Origin of the sequence: Vibrio kagoshimensis, from assembly GCF_050337535.1 — a bacterium.
Taxonomy (GTDB): Bacteria; Pseudomonadota; Gammaproteobacteria; order Enterobacterales; family Vibrionaceae; genus Vibrio; species Vibrio gallaecicus.
Window position 1 is genome coordinate 85,785 of record NZ_JAKJSZ010000005.1, and the last position, 20,888, is coordinate 106,672.

Consider the following 20,888-nt stretch of genomic DNA (forward strand, 5'->3'; position numbering starts at 1 on the left):
TTACCATGGCAACATTAGATTTAAAACAGATCCGTAAAACCTATCGCAACGCGGACAACGAAACGTTAAAGGGCATCGACATTAGTATCGATTCGGGGGAATTTTTGATACTTGTCGGCCCTTCGGGGTGTGGAAAATCCACCCTAATGAACACCATCGCTGGGCTCGAAAATATTAGCTCGGGTGAAATCGTGATTGATGGTGTAGATGTGGCGCAGGTTGAACCTAAAGATCGCGATATTGCGATGGTGTTTCAGTCTTACGCGCTTTATCCCAATATGACGGTACGCGGCAATATCGCTTTCGGTTTGAAGATTCGTAAGATGCCGCAGCAAGATATCGATGCTGAGGTTAATCGAGTGGCTGAAATGCTGCAAATTGAACAATTGCTGGATCGTAAACCGTCGCAACTTTCTGGTGGTCAGCGTCAACGTGTCGCGATGGGGCGTGCTCTGGCTCGTCGTCCTAAGCTGTATCTGTTTGATGAGCCGCTTTCAAACTTGGATGCCAAGCTGCGTGTTGAAATGCGCCATCAGATTAAACGTCTGCATCAGAAGTTGAATACCACGATTGTTTATGTAACCCATGACCAGATCGAAGCTATGACTCTTGCGGATCGCATCGCAGTAATGAAAGACGGCGAACTGCAGCAGCTAGGTACGCCACAAGAGATCTACACCAAGCCAAATAACATGTTCGTGGCGGGTTTTATGGGGTCACCATCCATGAACTTCATTAAGACCATGGTGGATTTGGATGAGGAACAGAATCCGATAATCAAAGTAACTGGCACGGCGGAGCAAGAACACCACATTCGATTGCCTCAGAGTATGCGTGACCAAGATGGCAAGGAGTTGGTCATTGGGTTACGTCCTGAACACATTACTGAGCAAGAAGGTGATGATGTGTCGGCAACCACAAAGCTAGACCTGCAATTGGAAGTGTTGGAGCCAACAGGACCAGATACCATCGCAATGGTTAAAGTGAACGACCAAGAAGTCGCGTGTCGTTTGTCACCAGAGTTTGAAGTGTCGGTTGGGCAAATGGCACCGCTTCATTTTGACTTATCAAAGGCGGTATTTTTCGATGCTCAAACCGAAGCGAGAATCGAATTCTAACTTCTAACTTCTAACTTCTAACTTCTAACTTCTAGTTATTGGGTTAGTTTAATAATCAAAGTTCATGTCTAAATCAAAGGTAGTATCACCAACTAGTAATAAGTAATGTGATGCTGCCTTTTTCGTTGTCTATACTTGCTTTTTATTCCTTATAAAAACAGAGGGATAAACGATATATATGCTTCTACTGCAATAATATCGTGATTTAGTATCCCTTAGCTCTATAAAGCTGACGTAGAAACGCGTAGGATCACACTACTTTAGACCAAAAACTAGGTTGCACTCCAGTGCATAGACAGAATAAAACATGAAACTAACAGCAAAACCAGCGGCGAATAACGCTTTACTTATTTCTATTACGACACCGGATTTTAAAGGTGACGAAGCAAAAGAGTCTCTTGCCGAACTTGCTCGCTTAGTGACAACCCTAGGGTTTAAAGTCGTCGGTACGCAATCGCAACACCACAGTTCATCCCAAAGACAGAATGTGTTGGGTGCGGGTAAGCTTGCCGAAATTGCACATCTAACTGGTTACCAAGGCTCTATTGAAGAAGCTGAAGATGAAGACTTTCTTGATGAGTCGGGTTTGTTTGATTCTGAAATCGATGAGCTAGATTTTGATGATCTTCCAACGGGTAACTTCCAATACGGTGCCGCTGATGTTGTGGTATTTGACTGTGATTTAAGTCCATCTCAAATGCGTACTGTTGAGGCGAGTTTGGGTGTGGAAGTATTTGACCGTACTGGCATCATCATCGAAATCTTTAGCCGTCACGCTCGTACTCGTACAGCTCGTCTGCAAGTTGATATCGCTCGTCTAAACTATTTAGTGCCACGACTTCGTGAAACGGCTGAGGGTGATAAAGAGCGTCAAATGGGTCAGGGCGCCGGTGAAACTTCACTTGAGCTAGACCGTCGTAACGTACGTGACCAAATTGCTGCGCTTAAGCGTGAGCTAGTAAGCGTACAAGATGAAATGAAGACCCGACGCACAAGGCGTGCGGAGCTTTTCACTGTTGCTTTAGTTGGCTACACCAATGCCGGTAAATCTTCGATGATGCGTGCAATGACCGCAACCGAAGTGGTCGGTGAAGATAAACTGTTCGCGACGCTAGACACTACGGTTCGTGCGCTTCAGCCAATCACTCAACCGCGTATTCTTGTTTCAGATACGGTGGGTTTCATCAAGAAATTGCCACACGATCTGGTTGCATCATTCCACTCAACGTTAGCAGAAGCGCACGATGCTTCATTGCTGCTTTATGTGGTTGATGCTTCTGACGTTTCATTCCGCGCACAACTTGATGTGGTACACGACGTATTAGCTCAAGTGGGTGTAGAAGGCAGCGAAAAACTATTAGTGCTGAATAAGTGCGATAGATTGACTGAAGAGCAGCAATTAGAGCTGATCGAAGAATTCCCAGATGCGATGCTAACGTCGACTCGTGATCCGCTAGATATCACTAAACTGCATAAATACATCGTTGGAGTTGCTGAAGAGGGCATGATCGAAGAAGAGATCACTATCCCTTATTCTGTCCAAGGCATCATCGGTGAGATTCGCTCAAACATGAGTGTGGTTAAAGAAGAGTACGATTACGAGTGCATTAAGTTGACTGTTCGCTCTAGTGAAATTGACTTAGCTCGACTGAAAAAGCGTATGCAGAAATCTTAATCTCTTAGCTAGTTTAAGAAGAATAACCAAAAGAAAAGCGACCCGTTAAGGTCGCTTTTTTTATTCGTTGAGCTTAATTAACGCTGTATTGAAATGCCTAGGCCATTCTTTGCGTCGGCTTCCAACGTGCTAGCTCTGGGTCAAGCTTGATACCTTGTGAAGTCAGCAGGTTAACACGAGCTAAGTAGGCTGCACCATGCATTAGGTGTTTTGCTAGGTCGACTGCATTACGCTGTTGGTAATCATCTAAATAGCTGTCTTTTGCCCACGCATTGAATGCGCCAAGTGCAGGACCAGCCCATACTTGGTAATCCATTTCACGACCTTGTTCACCGGTGTTTGACCAACGACTTGAAAGACCCAAGTACCAACGGAAAATCAACGCCATTTTACGTTTCGGGTTGCCTTCAGCACGTTCGATCTGTTTAGGGTCGCGCTCGTTAAAGTGAGCCACAGTCCCCGCCCAGATATCATCCAGTGTTGAACGGAATACCTGCTTCTCTAGCTTCAGACGCTCTTCTACTGGAATCGCTTCAATTGAATCGTAGCGAGTGTAAAGTTCGTACAGTTTGTTGGCACGCATTGGGAACAAGGTACCACGCTTAACCACTTGAAGTTTCACGCCCATTTCGAACATGTCTGCCGCCGGGGCCATCGTCACGTCAGCCATTTCAGTTGTCGAAAGCAGCTTACGTGTGTGTTCGCTCGCGCCAGCCTCAACACACGCTTGGTTGATTGAACCAGTAACAATGTAAGCAGCGCCCATGTTAAACGTCGCTAGCGCAGCGTCAGGCGTGCCTACACCACCACCGCAGCCAACACGCAGTGGTGTTTTGAACTGGTACTGTGCTTGGATTTGCTCTTTCAGCGCTAGAATCGTTGGCAGCAGTGTTACTAGCGGACGGTTATCGGTGTGACCACCAGAGTCAGCTTCTGCAGTAATGTCATCAGCCATAGGGACTAGCTGTGCCAGTTCCATCTGTTCTGCTGTGATTCGACCTTCATCAACTAGAGCTTGCAGCATTTTCGCAGGAGCAGGCTGCATAAACTTGCTCGCAACTTCAGTACGGCTTACTTTGGCAATTACCTTGTTGCCGATCTGAATCTCACCTTGTGCATCACGGCTAAGACCAGCTGCACGGTAGTGAACGATTTGCGGTGTTAGCCCCAAGAAGGCAGAAGCTTCAACAGTTTTTACTTTATGCTTCAAAAACAGCTCAACACTGCCGCGCTCTAGCGCGGGTTCGCTTGGGCTGTGAATCAGGTTAAACGCGTAAGGGCCGTTTGGTAGTGCTGCTTGAATACGGTTAATCGCTTGCTCAACACGAGACGGGATTAAACCCGCCGCGCCAAAGGAACAAAGAATGCCAGCTTGACCAAGGGCAATCACCAACTCTTCAGATGAAATGCCGTTTGCCATTGCGCCCGCATAGTAAGCGTATTTCACGCCGTGGCAGCGACGAAAATCTTCGTCGCCTAGGCTTTGTGTACCAAGAGCTGGAGCAAAAGCGCTAACAGGTTGGCTGTTCGCTGAACTTGCTGAATCGCCCGATGCAATCTCTGCTTGTTGGCTAACACCTAACCCTTTTTCTGGGTGGTTCACTACGTAACAAGCAAGGCTTAAATCTTTCAAAATTGTCGACATTGCCGCGTTATCAAAGTGAGTTGTGCTCTCTTTAATCTGCCAAGGCCACGGAGATAGCTTTTCGTTATTGATTGTAGTTTGAGTTGTCATAATTATTTCTTTCCTAGTCCCGTGTCAGGCTTATGCTTCTTCGATACAAATTGCGATGTCTTTCACTTCGTAAATACGCAGACCATCTTTGCTCAGGTTTGCGTCGCCAACGATGATACGTTTACCGTCTTCGTCTTTAATCGCAGTGATGTGTACATCCAGTGACATCTGCTTGTTCAGAGGGTTAATCTGACCACGGTATTTCCACTTCACTTCAGATTGGATTTGACCAAACTTCGGATTGCGGAAGCCAGCGCCAAGATCTTTGTTTAGCGCGTAGGTTTGCATTAGCTCGATGATCGCTTCGACACCTAGAGAGCCTGGCATTACTGGGTCTTGATGGAAGTGGAACTGGAAGAACCAATCGCTTGGGTCAATCGTACGCTCAGCGTATAGGTAACCCAGACCGTCTTTACCACCATCGCTGGTGATCTGCACCGTATCGATAAAGTTCAAACGACCGCCCGCCAGTTGGTAGTGCTCTTGTACTTCACCAGTAGCAGAAACAGGTGCATTGAAGTAACGGGTCGTTTTGTCTAGCAGGTTGATGTTTACATCCGGCGTGCGGTTGTTATCAACGTGCCAAGGGTGAGTTACTTTACCGTTGTCCAAACCAAGCTGATCTTTCAGTGCTGTGCCCTTGAAGTAACCAAATACCGCTGTACCTTGGTAGAAAGGCACGCCGTCAGTGCTCAGTTCGAAGCTGAAGCTCTGTACGATGTTGGTGCCCATCATTACCGTTGAAAGCAGACGAGAATCGTTGGTAATTGTTTTGCCACGCAAGTCGACGTTACGCAGCATTTTGCCGCTGCCATCTAGGTTGCGGAAAAACAGTTCTTCACCTGGGAAGCCCAGTGTTGTGCCCATGTAGCCAGAGATAAAGCCGTTTGGTTGTAGTGAAATCTCCATCAATACCGAGTAAGGCATTAGGGTCTGGTGGCTGTTTTCATCAAAGTACCATGCATTTTCTGGCACTTCGTACTCTGCGATACACGATGAAGACTTCTTGAAGTCGCCACGCTTGCCGTCGATCTCAACGACACGAGTGGTTAGCTGTAGGTCGCCACACGGAGTGCGTGGTGGAATCATTCCACGGTAGATAGAGAAATCTGGACCGAAACATTTCTCGATATCGCCGGTTGCGAATTCGAACATGTGATATGGAGTGAATGGAACCGTATCGGGTGTGCGATTTGGGTAATCAGGAGTCACCGGCGCTTCAACGTGTTGAAGAGGAACCACACCTTTGTTTGGTGCAGTTTCTAGGTCTTCAATTTGAGCCATAAGTGGCGCATTTACTGAAGCTTGTTGGTTCACTGCTGGTGTATGGCCTAAGTTTTCGATAACAGGGGTCGCGACAGCTGTTTCTAAAGAAGGCAGATAACGAGTACATTCGTCGTCTTCTTTGATCATCACACCCAAGTTTTGGAAATCAACAATCACTTTGCCGTTCAGTAAAATGTCGATGTTAGCTTTCGCGTATGGGCGAGGGCTTAGACCAATCTCAGTCACTTCCATGCGGTACGTCAGTTCTGCCGATTGTGGTAGAACTTGTCCACGACAGCGTACTTGTTGAGGCGCATTTTCAAGCGGTTGGAAACGACCATTTTGAACAAGCGTGTGCATGCCAAGGTGCATCATGAAGAATTGAAGCAGTTGACCACAACCTTCTGCCATCAAAGAGCCAGCCATTACCGAGTCATCTTTGAAGTGACAAGGGAAGTACCAGTGCTCAGGCTCTAGCTGCTTGTGACCTTCAATCAGACCAAGTCCCCATGTGCCGCCTTGCGGTTCAACACGGCTAACCTTTTCGATCATCATGAACTTCTCTGAGCTGAAGCATAGAGAAGGCTGGTGGCTATTGGATTGGTGAGTTGGGCCAAAACACTCTGCAATGTTGGCAGTCAGTAGATGACGCAATTCTTGGTGGTTAAACTGCGTTTTAGGGCAGTGCAACATAGGGTCGAAGCGTTGCTTAGTTGCAAGCTTACGAGCCTTGATTTCATCTTCAGTGTGAATCACACCTTTGCCGTCAGCCAACTCTTCGTCAGTGAAGAAGCCTGCACAACCGTTATCCATTTTCAGGATCATCTTGTCGCCAACGAAACATTCGTACGAGAAGAAGAACAGCAACGTGTCGCCATTGCGAGCAAAGCTATTGATTGAGATATCGTAACGCAGCGTATCACCACCACGAGGCAGGTCACCAAGGAAAGTCAGCGTACAATCTAACAAGCGGTAAACACGCTCGCCTTTGTTTTCAAAATCGATACCTAGGTAGCTGATCAGCATTAGGTCACACTGACCAGATTCTACCGCAACAGCCCAAGGGATCTGACCATCAACAAGATACGGCGCATCAACTGGGATGTCGTATTCGGTGGTCATTGTGCTTGGCTTGTACTCGTTAACGGTCGCGTTGAGCTTGGTTACACGAGATACCAATAGGTAATCGGTGGTTGGCAAACGAACGCGGCGCGAATAGCTATCGATGATCGCGTAATCAGGGCCAAATACGTTCGCAATATCGCCTTCCGCGTATTCAACCAGATCATCGTAATCCCAGATACATGGTTTACGGATCGGTTTCACTGGTGCTGGCGTTGCAAGTACGTTGACTGGTACTGACTGAACCGGAGCCGGTTGAGCTTGAACAGGCTGAGCTGGCGTTTGTTGACCATTCGTTTGTTGAGAAAGGGTATTGCTATCTAAACCAGACGTAACTGCGTTTAGCTGTGCTTTCAATAGTGCATCAGCCATCTGCATGCCTTGGGCACGAGTGTGCAGGAATGCTTTGTGTACTTGCTGCGCTGCTTGTTGGTTTTGAGCAAAAGCTTGCTTGTGTGGTGTTACAGACGGCTGTAATGCTGCATCCGTATTAGCGTCGATTTGAGACGCGCCATTTTTAGCGGATAGGACATGAGTCATATTGCTGTGGTTACCTGTTAGCTGACTGTGGCGAGTAGGCGCCAGAGTAGGGGATACTGATTTAGGAGTTTCGATGACTGGCTCTATCGCGTTCTGCGCTAATGCTTTCTTCTTTAACTCTTTTTGCGCAAGGGCAGTTTGAATGCTTGCTGTCGTTGGAACTGACGCCACTCTTGCCGCTTGTTTACCAGAAGCTTTATGTTGAATCGTTGCCAAGTTGGTCACTGGAGTTTGGGCAATATGTTGATAAATATCGCGACCACCAAGAGTCACTTGTTTAACCAATTGACGCTTAGCATCACTTGCCAGTTCATTGCTTAAACGAACAGAAAGTGATTGAGATTCAACACTCGATTGGCTTAGTAGCAGCTGTGAACATTGTCCTTCGCTGATGTTGGCAACAATCGCGCTCTTAGAGGTGACATTTGGATTCAGAGACTCAAGGTTCAGGTTGAGCAGACCGTGTAGCAGGCTTGCCATACCAGAAGCTGCAGAGCAATGACCAACACGTTGACTTGCTTGAGTCGTCCTTGTGTTCCCTAAACTTAGAAATGAAGAGTCATGTATTAAAGATTCTGGTGCATGGTTAAGCTCAAGCAGAGAAACATCGTTCGAGCTCATACCGACTTGGGTCAGTAACTCATCAACAACGGCGTTGTTATTCTCGCTTGGACCAAAGGCTAATGCGTTGATGCTGCCGTAAGCCGTGTCTTGGTTGCTCGCTACTCGACCTTCTTCCACAAGAACAATTGCACCTGCGCCTTCACCCACATTCCAACTGCCGTCTTGCGGTTGTCCGAATTTTGGATCAAGTGACACTGGGCTCATGCTGTTCTTCAGAATCACATGTTCCGCACTGCCGCTTAGGTCGACGGCTGCAATAACAACTGCGTCCATCGATTCTTGCGACATCAGGTTTTGCGCGACATCAATACAACGTGCAACTGATTGTTCAGCGGCTGAAATCGTAAAGGCAGGGCCGTTAAAGTCCCACAATGAAGAGATACGCGAAGCCATGATGTTGCCGATGAAACTGGTGTATTGGTTCAGCTTAGCTGCGTCCATTACACTGTCCATCGCGATGGTTTCTAGCGCTTGGTATTCGTCTTGTGTTAGCTCAATACCCATGTTGGTAAAGCTGTCAGCCAATTGGCTATGCAGGTTTACGCGTCCACGGAATTGGTGCATCTCAAGCTCTGTTTCCATAGCGACGAGTACTGCAACCTTTTGGCCTGCCACGAGCTTGGCGTCTTTGATGGCTTCGTCTGCAACTTTCATCAGTAGTAACTGCTGAGAGATCAAACGGTCATCTTCATTAGGCGGCACTTTAAAGCGTAGGAAATCGAGATCGAATTGATCTATGTACGCTCCGTTTGGAATGCCGTGTAAACCAAATTGATTCAGTAGCTCTGGATGTTGGTCTAAGCCTTTCCAGCGTTTCTTAGGCAAAGCAATGAAAGCATCGTTGTTGGTCTCAATCGCAGTACTTAGTGCATTGATACTTTGCAGGGAGCCGAAGTGCGATGCGAGGCCAGTAATGCTTAAATTAGGCGATTGTAGACTTGGAGACGCTGACTTTAGCGTCTGGTTTACATGACTCGTATCTGAATACGCTTCAAGCAGTAAGTGAGCGTTACAACCACCGAAACCAAATACAGAAACACCCGCACAGCGCTCTTGGTTGCCCGCTTTACTTGGCCAAGGTTGAACCTGAGTTGGTAGAGTCTGTGAGCCAAATAAACCTTCTGGCGACGATAGCGGCTTGTCCAAATTAATACTTGGAGGAAGGACACCTTCTTTCATCGCAAAGATCATCTTCATGATCCCAGGCATACCTGCCGCAGTCAGTAAGTGGCCGAGATTTGATTTTGCAGAGCCAATCAATGGTGGGTTAGAACCATTCAATTTATCAGCAAAGAAACGCTCCATTGAGGTTAACTCAACCTTGTCACCTAATGGCGTGCCGGTTGCGTGACACTCAATCACTTCAATGCTGTCTGGTGTTAGGTTTGAAGCCTCGTAAGCGCGTTCAAAGGCTTGGACTTGTCCTTTGCTATTTGGGCTTAATACGAACTGGCCTCGGCCATCGTTCGATAAGCCAATGCCGCTCACTACCGCATAAATGTTGTCGCCATCACGCTCTGCATCAGCTAGGCGCTTTAGCACTAAAACACCAGCGCCTTCGCCAGCAAACAAGCCTTTACTGTTGCTATCAAACGGAACCGAAACACCGTGGTCTGGGTAAGCGTGGAAGATGGAGAAACCCATGTTGATGAAGAATGGGTCAGCTCCTGATACCGCGCCTGCCAACATCATGTCGGCTTTGCCTGTGTTCAAGTAATCACACGCTAACTTCAATGAATACACTGAACTTGCACATGCCGCATCTAGGCTAAGTTGCACGTTGCCTAGACCCAACGCATCAGCCACTAACTTAGAGGCGTTGTGCGCTGCCGCACCGTTGATCGGGTTTAGGTCTTGTGCGGTTTCATTGGTTCGTAGCAGTGAAAACTGGTCATTAGCCAATTTATCTTTAAGTGCTTTCTCGACCACCGAGTGATACATCGGCAGAAACAGATCGTTCGAACGTGTTGTTGGGAACGAAAGGGCACCCATGATAACGCCTGTACGCTCTAAAACATCGGCATTCAAATCAATGCCGGCGTCGACTAACGCCTTACGACTGGTATCTAACGCCCAAAGGAAACTCTGGTCGACACCTTTGAATGAATCAGCTGTTAAGCGGTAGCCATTACTGTCGAAATTGAAGTTTTCGATGTAGCCGCCTTTATCACAGTAAAAGCGGTCTGATTCGCCTTGCACGCCTTGATAGCTTTCAGGCTTAGCGCCTAACTTTTCAGCGCTTAATGTGGTTCGAGAATCTTTTTTGTTCAGCAAGTTTTGCCAAAAATCTTTTGGCGTATCAGCTTCTGGGTATTGGTTGGCAATACCGACAATCGCGATCTTATTGCACTTCACTTGCTGCTTAGTCTTGGCTTGAGCCTGATATTGAGAACTCATACTAGCTCTCCTTGATGATTCACTGCGCTGTCTTGAGACACACCACGTAATTGCTTAGCGGCGGTGATCTGTTGTTCTAGCCCTTGAATAAGTTGCTCGACAGACAGTGGGATTTGATGAGTAATGAGCTGACCAATGCACTTGATGAGCGTGACAATATCGTCACCACCCTTGGCATTAGAAGCGATTGAGCAGTACTGGTCGGCTACGTTGTCGCTGCGGTTGATCTTGTCGATCAATGTGCTGGTTTGACGATCGGCACCCACTTCAACAAACAGGCGAGCACCTTGCTGACGTGCACTCTGGATCAACGCGGTGAAATCCAGCGTTGAACAGAAGGTGTCGGCAATCGAAAGGGCGATACTATCGCTGTCGATATTGATTGGTGCGCCCGTCGGTAGACCTGCTGCGCTGATAAAGCGGATATGCTTTGGTAACTTGTCGAACAGTGGTTGCGTGTAAAACTCCTGCACTTGGCTATGCTGGCTTAATGCTGGCGTGGTGTGCATGGCAGTAACACGATTCGCGGCAATGCCACGCTTACCAAGCTTTTTGAGTAGTGCACGACAAGTGTTTTCACAACCGGCTAGCACGCAAGTATCACCTTGGATAATGGCAAGATAAGCACGTGGAAACTCCGGTAACAGAGCATCAATCGCTTGTGCATCACTGCGAACCACAAAGCTATTCCATTGGATGCTTTCGTCGCTGTTCGACTGCCAATCTTGGCGCACTGCTGTGAGTTCACCAGAAATAGCCGTCGTGAAAATAGGGCTAGTTTGAGTCATCTCGATCAGCGCATGTGGGTTTTTCCAAACATTTAAGCTCGCCCACATGGAGGCTTCCCCCTTGGAATAGCCCAAGGCGAAATCTGGCTGCACTTTGAATTCATCACACAGCAGTTGTGTTAACAGATAACTACTGCCGACACCGGCAATTGCCAATTCACTGAGTGACATTTCTTGCGAGTCTTCAGCGTAGGTTTTGTCAGCCTGCAGCATCTCTTTCAAGTTACCTTCGCGCTCTAAACGAGCAAATAACTGTGGAAAATGGTGATGAAACTCGCGCAACATGCCGGGATAAACTGTGCCAACACCAGGGTAAACAAATGCAACGCCACCTTCGCTTTGAGGCTTCGGTGAGAAACAACTGCCCGCAGGAGTCTTGTATTGGCTATTGTCAGCCATTACTTTTGGCAACGCATTTTCTAGCGCTGTGATTTCTTGTAGTGCAGCCTCAATTGAAGCAGCTTGAATCACGATGTTCGCACCACGGACAATATTGTGCTGAACGCTTTGGAAGTGACTTAGGTTCGAATGCATCAAGGTAGCGATAGCAAGTTCGCTGTCTGCTGCTTCGTCAATGCATTTAAGCTCTGCTCTTAGTGAAGCTAGCTGAGAAACCAATTCGGCTTGTTCGTTGCCTGAAACCACAAACATCAAACGCTCGCTTGATAGCAAGGGTTTTGGTTCTTGCAAACCGGTCGCTTGAGTCAATATCAGGCTGGTGGATTTTTGGCTATCGTCACTGAAAGTTAACGCAGCAACACGTGCTTTGTTCGGCTCAGTGAACCAGTAATGGCTCGGTAATGAACGGCTCGATATCGCATTAACCATATTCAACAATTCATCAAACTGCAGCGAAGCAGAAAGTGCAGAATATTGTTGTTGATGGCTTAAATCTGTCGCGGGGCGGCGCGCAATATCCAGAGCTAGCTGAATGCTATCTCCGGTAGCTGTATCTACAAAACTCGCTAGATAAGCGTGTGGATGAATCTTGTTTTGAGCAGCGGTCAGTGCACTCAACATCAACAATGATGGTGAGTGAGAATCCAAACAAAGCTTAACGACATTACCTTGATTGACGGTCTCGATGGCGTGAGCAAGTGCTTGATTAAAAGTGCCATCAACCACAACAGTTATCATGTCTGGGAACGAGGGAAATAAGTCGGCAGAAAGCTCAGCCGCGTTTGCTGGCTGAGCTAAAAGAGCGATGCGCAATGGCATCGCTTTATTAGAAGGAACAGTCACTATGACAATTGCTCCTTTTCTGGGTTATTAGTCGCCTCTTTTTTCGATACTGCTGAGCTAGACTTCGGCAAAAATGCGTCGTTTAAGCTCTTGCTGATGGTGACTTTGGCACCTTTCATTACTGCGCTTAAACGACCATCTTGGTGGTAAAGCGAGATATCAGCTTGCAGCGAACGAGCCGTGCTTTTTATCACGTTCAGCTCTAGCCAACCTTGGTCACCATCGTGCATCGGTGCGTAACAAATAAACTCACCGATTGCAGACGGTAGGCTTGCCGCGCCGTATTTCAATCGAGCCCATACCAGCATTGCTTGCAACAGATAATCTTCAGCAAATGGTTGGCTATCGCCAAAGCCTTGCTTAGGAATAAATGATCCGCAGTCGCTGTTTTCAATCTGAGGCAACTGGCATTGAGCCAATAAGCCTAAGTCGTCAAAGCGTTCAACTGAGGTAATACCTTGCAATCTTGGTCCATGAAACAGAGTGCCGTCACTGTATAGAGCTTGTGCCGTTGTTACTGGTGTTGAAGAGTTAGCTTCAAAGCGTTTTGTCGACGCTTGTTGAACATCTTCAGACACTTGCACAGAGGCAACTTGCAACTGAGCTTGATACTGTGGTCGCCCTTGGCAGCTGATTACTGCTTTTAGCTGATCTTTTGATTTAGCGTCTGAAGACAAGACAAGCGTTAGCTCTTGCACTTCATCAGTATCAAAAATCACACCCTTAAGCAGTTTATAGTTGTGAACGCTAACGTTCACCCCTAACAGTTGCTCTGCTATTTCACGCATCCATTGGATAGCACACACTGTCGGTAACACTGGGTTACCGGCAATGCAGTGATCTTGAATGAAAGGTAATGCCTTCGGATCAAGATGACGTGTCACAGTGATGCTTGTATTCAGCGGACTCTTTGCAAGATGCACAGACTCCGCATTAAGCTTTTTTACAGCAGCTTCCTTGTTGTCAGAACCTTGCATGCTCGTGCCAACCAGCAATTGAATGCCAGTTTCGTTCAGTAGCTGAGAACTAAACAGCTCTGCACCCGCCTGAAGAGGAATTACGTACACACCACGCTCTGTGAACATACGTTTCAGTGCTGCGTTGACCATGCCACCGTCCCACGGTCCCCAGTTGAAGCTCATCACTTTCGCTTGAGGGTTACGCGCAGATAGTTGTAGAGCCGCTTTGTTTAGGATCTCGTTAGACATCGAGTAATCACTTTGGCCAGTGTTTCCGTAGAAACCCGCCGCCGAAGAGAACATCGCAATCAGTTTTAGCTTGCTGCTATCAAGACCACCAAGAACCGCTTCTAGCCCTCCCACTTTCGTGCCGTAAACCATGTTCAGCTCATCAAGTGTTTTGTCTTGAATGTGTTTGTCAGCCAGTACACCTGCACCGTGGATAAGACCCGTGATGCCGTCGAAGTTCGCCAGTGTTTTCGCTACAGACTCATGGTTCGACACATCTAGGCTTAGGTACTCAGCGCTCGCGCCAATCTCGTTGAAAGCGGCAAGTGCTGCGTTGATTTCAAGGCTGCTCAATACAGGTTTCAGCAAAGCATCAACTTTCTTCGGCGTTGGTTTGTCACCTGTTGCTTGTAGGTGAGCGATAGCCGCTGGTTTTAGCTCTTTCTCTTGCTTGCCTTGTGCCCACTGAGGTAGCTCAGCTGAAGTAATATGCTTACTACGACCTGCAAGAATGAAGTGAGACTTACATTGCTTAGCAAGCGTCAGTGCACATTCAAACGTCACGCCTTTAGCGCCACCAGTTACGAGAACTTTGTCGCTCTTGGTGAGTTGAGCACCTGTGTTTTTGGTTTGAGCAGCACCTGGTGTTGCCGCAATCAATGTTGCACGACCAGATTCACCGTTTTCCGCATGGCTAAGGCCGATTTCCACCGTGTTGGTGTCGATATCGAACAGTTCGCCTGTGATAGCTTCAGCTAGGTGACGAGCATCAATAGAAGCATCAGCATCCAATGCACGGCAGAACACGTTTGACCATTCATGGCTCAGTGTCTTAGTGAGACCAGACAGAGCTGCTTGGTTAAGTTCTGCATTCGCTAGTTGCTTAGTATCTAGGTAACCAAAGCCACCATCGATACGGCTTAGCGTGAAGAACACACTACGACCAGAAACGGTATTCAGCTGACCATTTAGGTGCTTCGCGAATAAGAACGCTGTGGTTAGTGAAGCTCTTGAGTATGCATTCAAGTTAACCGCTTGCTCGTTGCTTTGTTTCGCATCAACGATAGCTTGTAAATGAATGAAGCCAGCAATCACTTTGTTCGACGTTTTAAGGTCTGCTTCGATGTCGTTAATCACAGCTGTCACACCAGCATCATCGACGCTGTTGAGTGTGTAGCTTGCGATTTCACTGTTTAAAGGTGACGCGGCAGAAAGAGCACTACGCACTACAGCAACTTGAATGCCGTTAGCGGTCAACTTTTCTGCTAGAACACCAGCGTTGTGACCATCATCTGTGATCACGACGCAAGCGTCTTTTGAGAAACAATCGACGAGTTTATCTGCCGCTGGTAGCTTTTTTAGCGCTACCTCATTGTGTGGAGGAAATTCCGCTGTCGCTGTTTCTGCGATAGGCGTTACTGATTCAGCTTTAGCAGTCGCTACAGGTGCAGCTGCGGATAGCTTGCTTTGCATGTAGGTAACGATTTCACCAAGCGTACGACACTCAGCTAAGTCTTCAGGGTTTAGCTCTGGCAGCGTTGGAAGCTGGTCTTGAACCGTACCTAGAATCTCAACACGTTTGATTGAGTCGATACCAAGGTCTGCTTCCATGTCCATCGCTAGGTCGAGCATTTCTGCTGGGTAGCCAGTTTTATCGGCAACCACTTCCATCATGGTTGATTGAACATGAGCAGGGTTTAGATCGTTGTTTGCGATTTCTACAGCGGCTGTAGCTGCTACTGTCGCAGTTGCTGCGTTAGGAGCTAACTTGCTGTTCATGTAGTCAACGATTTCGCCCAGAGTACGACACTCAGCTAGATCTTCAGGGTTCAGCTCTGGCAATGTTGGTAGTTGGTCTTGAACTGTTCCAAGGATCTCAACACGTTTGATTGAGTCGATGCCAAGGTCTGCTTCCATGTCCATTGCTAGGTCGAGCATTTCTGTTGGGTAGCCTGTTTTATCAGCTACCACGCTCAGCATTGTGCCTTGAACTTGTTCTGCGTTTAAACCGTTTGATACTGCTTGCGCTGGTGCAGCTACTGGAGCAGAAGCCGGAAGCTTGCTGTTCATGTAGTCAACAATTTCGCCGAGAGTGCGACATTCAGCTAAGTCTTCAGGGTTTAGCTCTGGAAGAGTCGGTAATTCGTCTTGTACCGTACCTAGAATTTCAACACGCTTGATTGAATCGATACCAAGGTCAGCTTCCATATCCATTGCTAGGTCGAGCATTTCAGTCGGGTAGCCCGTCTTCTCTGCGACTACTTCTAACATGGTTTTCTGAACGACAGCCGCATCTAGTCCGCTAACTGCTTGAACTGAAGTTGCTGCAGTTTGAGCGACTACAGGAGCCGAAGCTGGAAGCTTGCTGTTCATGTAGTTAACGATTTCGCCAAGAGTGCGACACTCAGCTAAGTCTTCAGGGTTTAGTTCTGGAAGAGTAGGCAGTTCATCTTGAACCGTACCAAGAATCTCAACACGCTTGATTGAATCGATACCAAGGTCTGCTTCCATATCCATTTCTAGATCAAGCATTTCAGTTGGGTAACCGGTTTTCTCAGCAACCACTTCTAGCATGGTTTGTTGAACGACTTTCGCATCAAGACCGTTAGCGGCTGCGCTTGGCTGTGCTGCCACAGGCGCTGATGCTGGCATCTTGCTGTTCATGTAGGTAACGATTTCACCAAGAGTACGACACTCAGCTAAATCTTCAGGGTTCAGCTCAGGTAGGTTCGGCATTTCGTCTTGAACGGTACCAAGGATCTCTACACGCTTGATTGAGTCGATACCAAGGTCTGCTTCCATGTCCATTTCTAGATCAAGCATTTCCGTTGGGTAACCCGTTTTCTCAGCGACCACTTCTAGCATCACTTTTTCAGCATCGGCTGTTTGTACTGCTACTGGTGCAGCCACAGGAGCTGGTTGTGCTTTTACTGGCACAGGCTGAGCTACAACAGGTGCTGCTGCTTGAGCGACTACTTGTGGTGCAGGAACGGCTTTTTGGACTGGAGCTTGCTGAACTGTTGTATTTTGAACTGGCACAGCCTGTACAGGAGCAGCTTGTACTTGAGCTACAGGCTGTTGGACGATAGCTGCTGGAGTAGTTGGATCTTGAATCGCTGGCTGAGCATTTACAGACGCAATGAAGGTGGGTTGTGCCGTTTGTACTGAACCTTGCGTCAGCATATTAAGTGCAGAGCTGTTGCTGTGCGCTTGCATTTCTAGGTAATGAGCGTGCGCTTTTAGCGTTTCAGCTTGGTGCTGGTGGAACATTTCCATAGAACGCTGTAGGTTCTCAGGAATTGCTACGCCTGCCGTTGCCATTTTCGCTTGCTCAGACATTAAGGTGTTGAATGTGTCACCGTATTGCTGAGGAATCGCCAAGAATTGCTGATGTACTTCTGCTGCTTGTTGTTGAGCATTGAAGAACGATTGCAGTGAAGATTCATCAACTGTTACTTGAGCTGCTGGCTGAATAGTCGCTGGTGCAGGTTGCGCCACTTGAGGCTGCTGAGCTGTTGTTGCTACTTGTGCGCTTGGTGTTGGAGCAGCTGACTGTTGTACATTTGAAGCTTGAGGAGCAGCCACAGGTACTTCAACGATTTCTGTTTTAATCACTTCTTTTTCCACGATTTTCTCGACTTCAACTTTCACTTCAACAATCTCAGTCTTTTCGGTGACGTTGCCCGAAGCCAATGATTGATCCATTTTCTTACGAGTAGCTGGGCTGATGTAGTTGGTTGCATTCAGCTTGATGTTCATTGGTGATGCCTTCGCAGGTTCAGCAATGTCAGCTTGGTAAGGGTCAATGTTGTCTAATGAAATACCTGCCACGCACAGTTGAACCGCAGCTAAGCGAAGCTGTTGGTCACTGTCGCCTTTAGGGTTTGGGTTGATGCTGATTGCGTAAAGCTCTTCGTTCTTATCAGCCAATGTTTTCTCAACCAGCTTTTGAAGAATGTTCTTCGGACCGAATTCAACGAATACACGCGCACCGGCTTCATACATCGCTTCAATTTGCTCGCTGAAACGAACCGATTGCAGCATGTGTTGCTTGAACGCTTTCTTGATCGCTTTAGCGTCTTTGCTGTGCAGTTTGCCTGTTGCGTTCGAGTAAAGCGGCAGCGTTGGAGCGCTGAATGAAGCTTTATCAATTGCAGAAGCAAATGGTTTTTGAGCGTGAGCAACAAGCGGTGTGTGGAAAGCGCCAGACACTGGAAGAGCAATCGCTTTGAAGCCTTGTTCTGTTAGCGCTTGTGCTGCTTGTTGAACCGTCGCAGTTGGACCTGCAATAACCAGTTGAGTCGGAGCGTTGTAGTTGGCAATGCTCACGCCTTCGAATTGGCTGATGCAGCTTTCAACGGCTGGAAGCTTGTCTGCGTCTAAGATGACCGCAAACATAGTACCGCTGTCACCTTGTTCAGGTGTTGCAGCCATCGCATCGCCACGAGCGAAAGCTAGCTGGTAGTAATCGTCTTGTGAGATAACACCCGATGCGCATAGTGCACTTAGCTCACCAAAGCTGTGCCCTGCGACCATGTCGGCTTTGAAGCCAGCTTGAGTCATGATGTCGAACTGACCCATAGACACAGTACCAATTGCACTTTGCGCATTGGCGGTGTTGGTTAGTACAGCTTCTTGAGCTTTGGTTGCTTCTGGTGTGAAAGTTGGAATTGGGAATAGAATTTGCGACAGAGCCGTTTTCTTGTGCTGACCAAATACCTGATCCGCTTGAGCAAGCTGTTGGCGCATTTCAGGGTAATGACAAGCAAGCTCGCGACCCATGTTTAGGTATTGCGAACCTTGACCAGCAAATAATGCAGCCACTTTACCAGCACCGTTTTCAGCAATCAGTGCCGACTCACGGTAGCTAGTACCGTTTGGCATCTGCCAATGTGCTTTGGTTTGGCTCTCAAGCATAGAAACTGCTTGAGTCAGTTGCGCTTGAAGGTCTGCTTGGTCAGTGACAACTAAACCAAGGCGAGCGTGCTTAGCGTCAATTTTGCGCAGAGCGTGCTGCTCAGCAAGCGCTTCTAGCTTGAACGCAGCGTCTGTAGCTTGAGTTGAAACCTGCTTGAGCTCATTGATCAGTGCTTGACAAGATTCCGCGCTGAATAACAGAGTTTGCGGTACTTGGCGCTGACGGTATTTGTCACCGCGAGCGTGTTCTGGCGTGTACTCTTCCAATACAACGTGGAAGTTAGTGCCACCAAAACCGAATGAGCTGATACCTGCACGGCGCGGTGTGCCGTCGACACGTTTCATCCAAGGACGCGTTTGTGTGTTTAGGTAGAACGGTGAGTTCTCGATATCCAGCTTAGGATTCGGAGCCGATACGTTGATCGTTGGCGGCAGTACTTTGTGGTGCAGTGCTAATGCAGCTTTGATTAAACCTGCAGTACCTGCAGTTGATTTGGTGTGACCAATTTGAGATTTCACAGAGCCTAACGCAATGTGTTGCTTCTCTTCATTGTTCTCACTAAATACCGAATTTAGACCACCGAATTCAGCAACATCGCCTGCTGCTGTACCTGTGCCGTGCGCTTCTAAAAGCCCAAGCGTGTGCGGTGCGAAACCAGCATCATCGTACGCACGTTTCAGTGCTTTCGCTTGTCCTTCAGGACGAGGGGCGTAAATACTCTTGAACTTACCATCTGAAGAAGAACCGACACCTTTAATCACTGAGTAGATTCTGTCGCCATCGCGCTCTGCATCTTCAAGACGCTTAAGAGCAACCATGCCGATGCCTTCACCAATCATCATCCCTTTTGAATCGATATCGAAAGGTTGAATGGTTTCATTAGTAGTGAATGCTGGCGTTTTAGAGAAGCTCATGTACATGGTTGGTGAGTTATCAGTACACACACCACCTGTGATCATCATTTCACTGCGGCCTTCAACCAACTCACTAAGAGCCATGCGCATTGCGGCTAGAGAGCCTGCACACGCAGCATCTACCACACAGTTGATGCCACCAAGGTCAAAGCGGTTAGCAATACGACCTGATATTACGTTACCCAATGAACCAGGGAATGAGTTTTCTTCCCAGTGGATGTATTGGTCTTGGAACTTTTTGATCAGCATTTCGCTGTCTTCGTCGTTGATACCACTGCTCTTGAAGACTTTTTTCAATACAGGGTATTGGAGACGAGCATTCAGGCTTTGAGCGATCTTCTGACCACCACCAACACCAAGCGTAATACCGATCTTATCGCGATCGTAGCCTTCAGGCAGCTTGGCATCTTCAAGTACTTCTTTTGCAACGATCAGAGAAAGCAGCTGTGAAGTGTCTGTTAGTTCTAGGATATTTGGCGGAAGACCGAACTCCATAGGGTTGAAGTCCACTTCTGGGATAAAACCACCGCGCTTACAGTAAGACTTGTCTGGCGTAGTACGATCTGAGTCGTAGTAATCCTCTGGACGCCAGTGCGTATCTGGCACTTCGGTAATTGCATCGATCTTTTCGCTGATGAGATCCCAAAATTTATTCAGGTAACGAGAGTTTGCAAACATGCTCGCCATACCAACGATAGCGACAGGCATATCTTTAAGGCGTTTATTCAGTCGAGAATCATCTACTGATTCCGGGGTATTTGTCTCGGGTTGGCTCATTATGAGTCTCCACTAGAAATCACAGAAAGTGATGTCGTGTTTTGAGGCTGCGCTTTTAAAGCTATAGAAAGAAAATCTGAAACAGATTTAGGGAAGCACAGCTGAAAATTCAAGTTGCTGAGTGACGGCAACCAGTTAAAAGTTGGGTTTTCGAAGTGCATTGACTTACGAGAGTTTGGGAGGTGTTTCATGCGCGAAAGTAGCATTCAAATGTTGAGGCGATGTCCATTAAAATCCTGTTCAAAGTCTGACTAAATGATAAGTCGGTATCCGCAAAGAAAACGTGTGAATTTGTTTAATGGTTGAGCAGGCTACCCGAGGAAACTAGTGGTTACAATGCCCCCAGAGCTCATGACGATCTCTTCAGACCAGTTGGAAAACTCGATAAATATATTTTTGTGATTATTATTTTACTAAGCATATGATTAATAATGGTTTAGTTTGAAAAATTAGTGTTTATACTCTATTTTTTAAGTGTGTGAGATCTATGTCAGGTTTTTGTAATCAACCTTTAATAGTAATCTGTTCTGTAAGGAAAAATACATATCGATTTTAAATTTGTTATGATTCCGAATCTTAACTTTT

Annotated in this window: 6 protein-coding genes; 2 read left to right on the plus strand and 4 right to left on the minus strand. The window is 47.3% G+C overall.

The window, feature by feature from the left end; genetic code table 11:
• Positions 1 to 5: 5 nt before the first annotated feature.
• Positions 6 to 1,118, plus strand: coding sequence for an ABC transporter ATP-binding protein (locus L4C37_RS05350; RefSeq protein ID WP_429768062.1), 1,113 nt, complete (start codon positions 6 to 8; stop codon positions 1,116 to 1,118).
• A gap of 307 nt (positions 1,119 to 1,425) precedes the next feature.
• Complete coding sequence (gene hflX, locus L4C37_RS05355; protein WP_429768063.1) at positions 1,426 to 2,793, plus strand: GTPase HflX; 1,368 nt, start codon at positions 1,426 to 1,428, stop codon at positions 2,791 to 2,793.
• Between the two features lie 97 nt (positions 2,794 to 2,890).
• Here the strand turns inward: hflX and pfaD are convergent, their stop codons facing one another.
• From pfaD to L4C37_RS05375, 4 genes are read right to left on the minus strand one after another with little or no spacing between them, the layout of a single operon-like run.
• Positions 2,891 to 4,528 (minus strand): eicosapentaenoate synthase subunit PfaD, encoded by a 1,638-nt coding sequence (gene pfaD / locus L4C37_RS05360; RefSeq protein ID WP_429768064.1) that lies wholly within the window; start codon positions 4,526 to 4,528, stop codon positions 2,891 to 2,893.
• Between the two features lie 30 nt (positions 4,529 to 4,558).
• A complete protein-coding gene (locus tag L4C37_RS05365; protein ID WP_429768065.1) occupies positions 4,559 to 10,477 on the minus strand; it encodes a hotdog fold thioesterase in 5,919 nt (1,972 codons plus the stop codon).
• Positions 10,474 to 12,507, minus strand: coding sequence for a PfaB family protein (locus tag L4C37_RS05370; protein ID WP_429768066.1), 2,034 nt, complete (start codon positions 12,505 to 12,507; stop codon positions 10,474 to 10,476). Before L4C37_RS05370 ends, L4C37_RS05365 begins: the two co-directional genes overlap by 4 nt.
• Complete coding sequence (locus tag L4C37_RS05375; protein WP_429768067.1) at positions 12,507 to 20,303, minus strand: phosphopantetheine-binding protein; 7,797 nt, start codon at positions 20,301 to 20,303, stop codon at positions 12,507 to 12,509. Before L4C37_RS05375 ends, L4C37_RS05370 begins: the two co-directional genes overlap by 1 nt.
• Positions 20,304 to 20,888 lie beyond the last annotated feature (585 nt).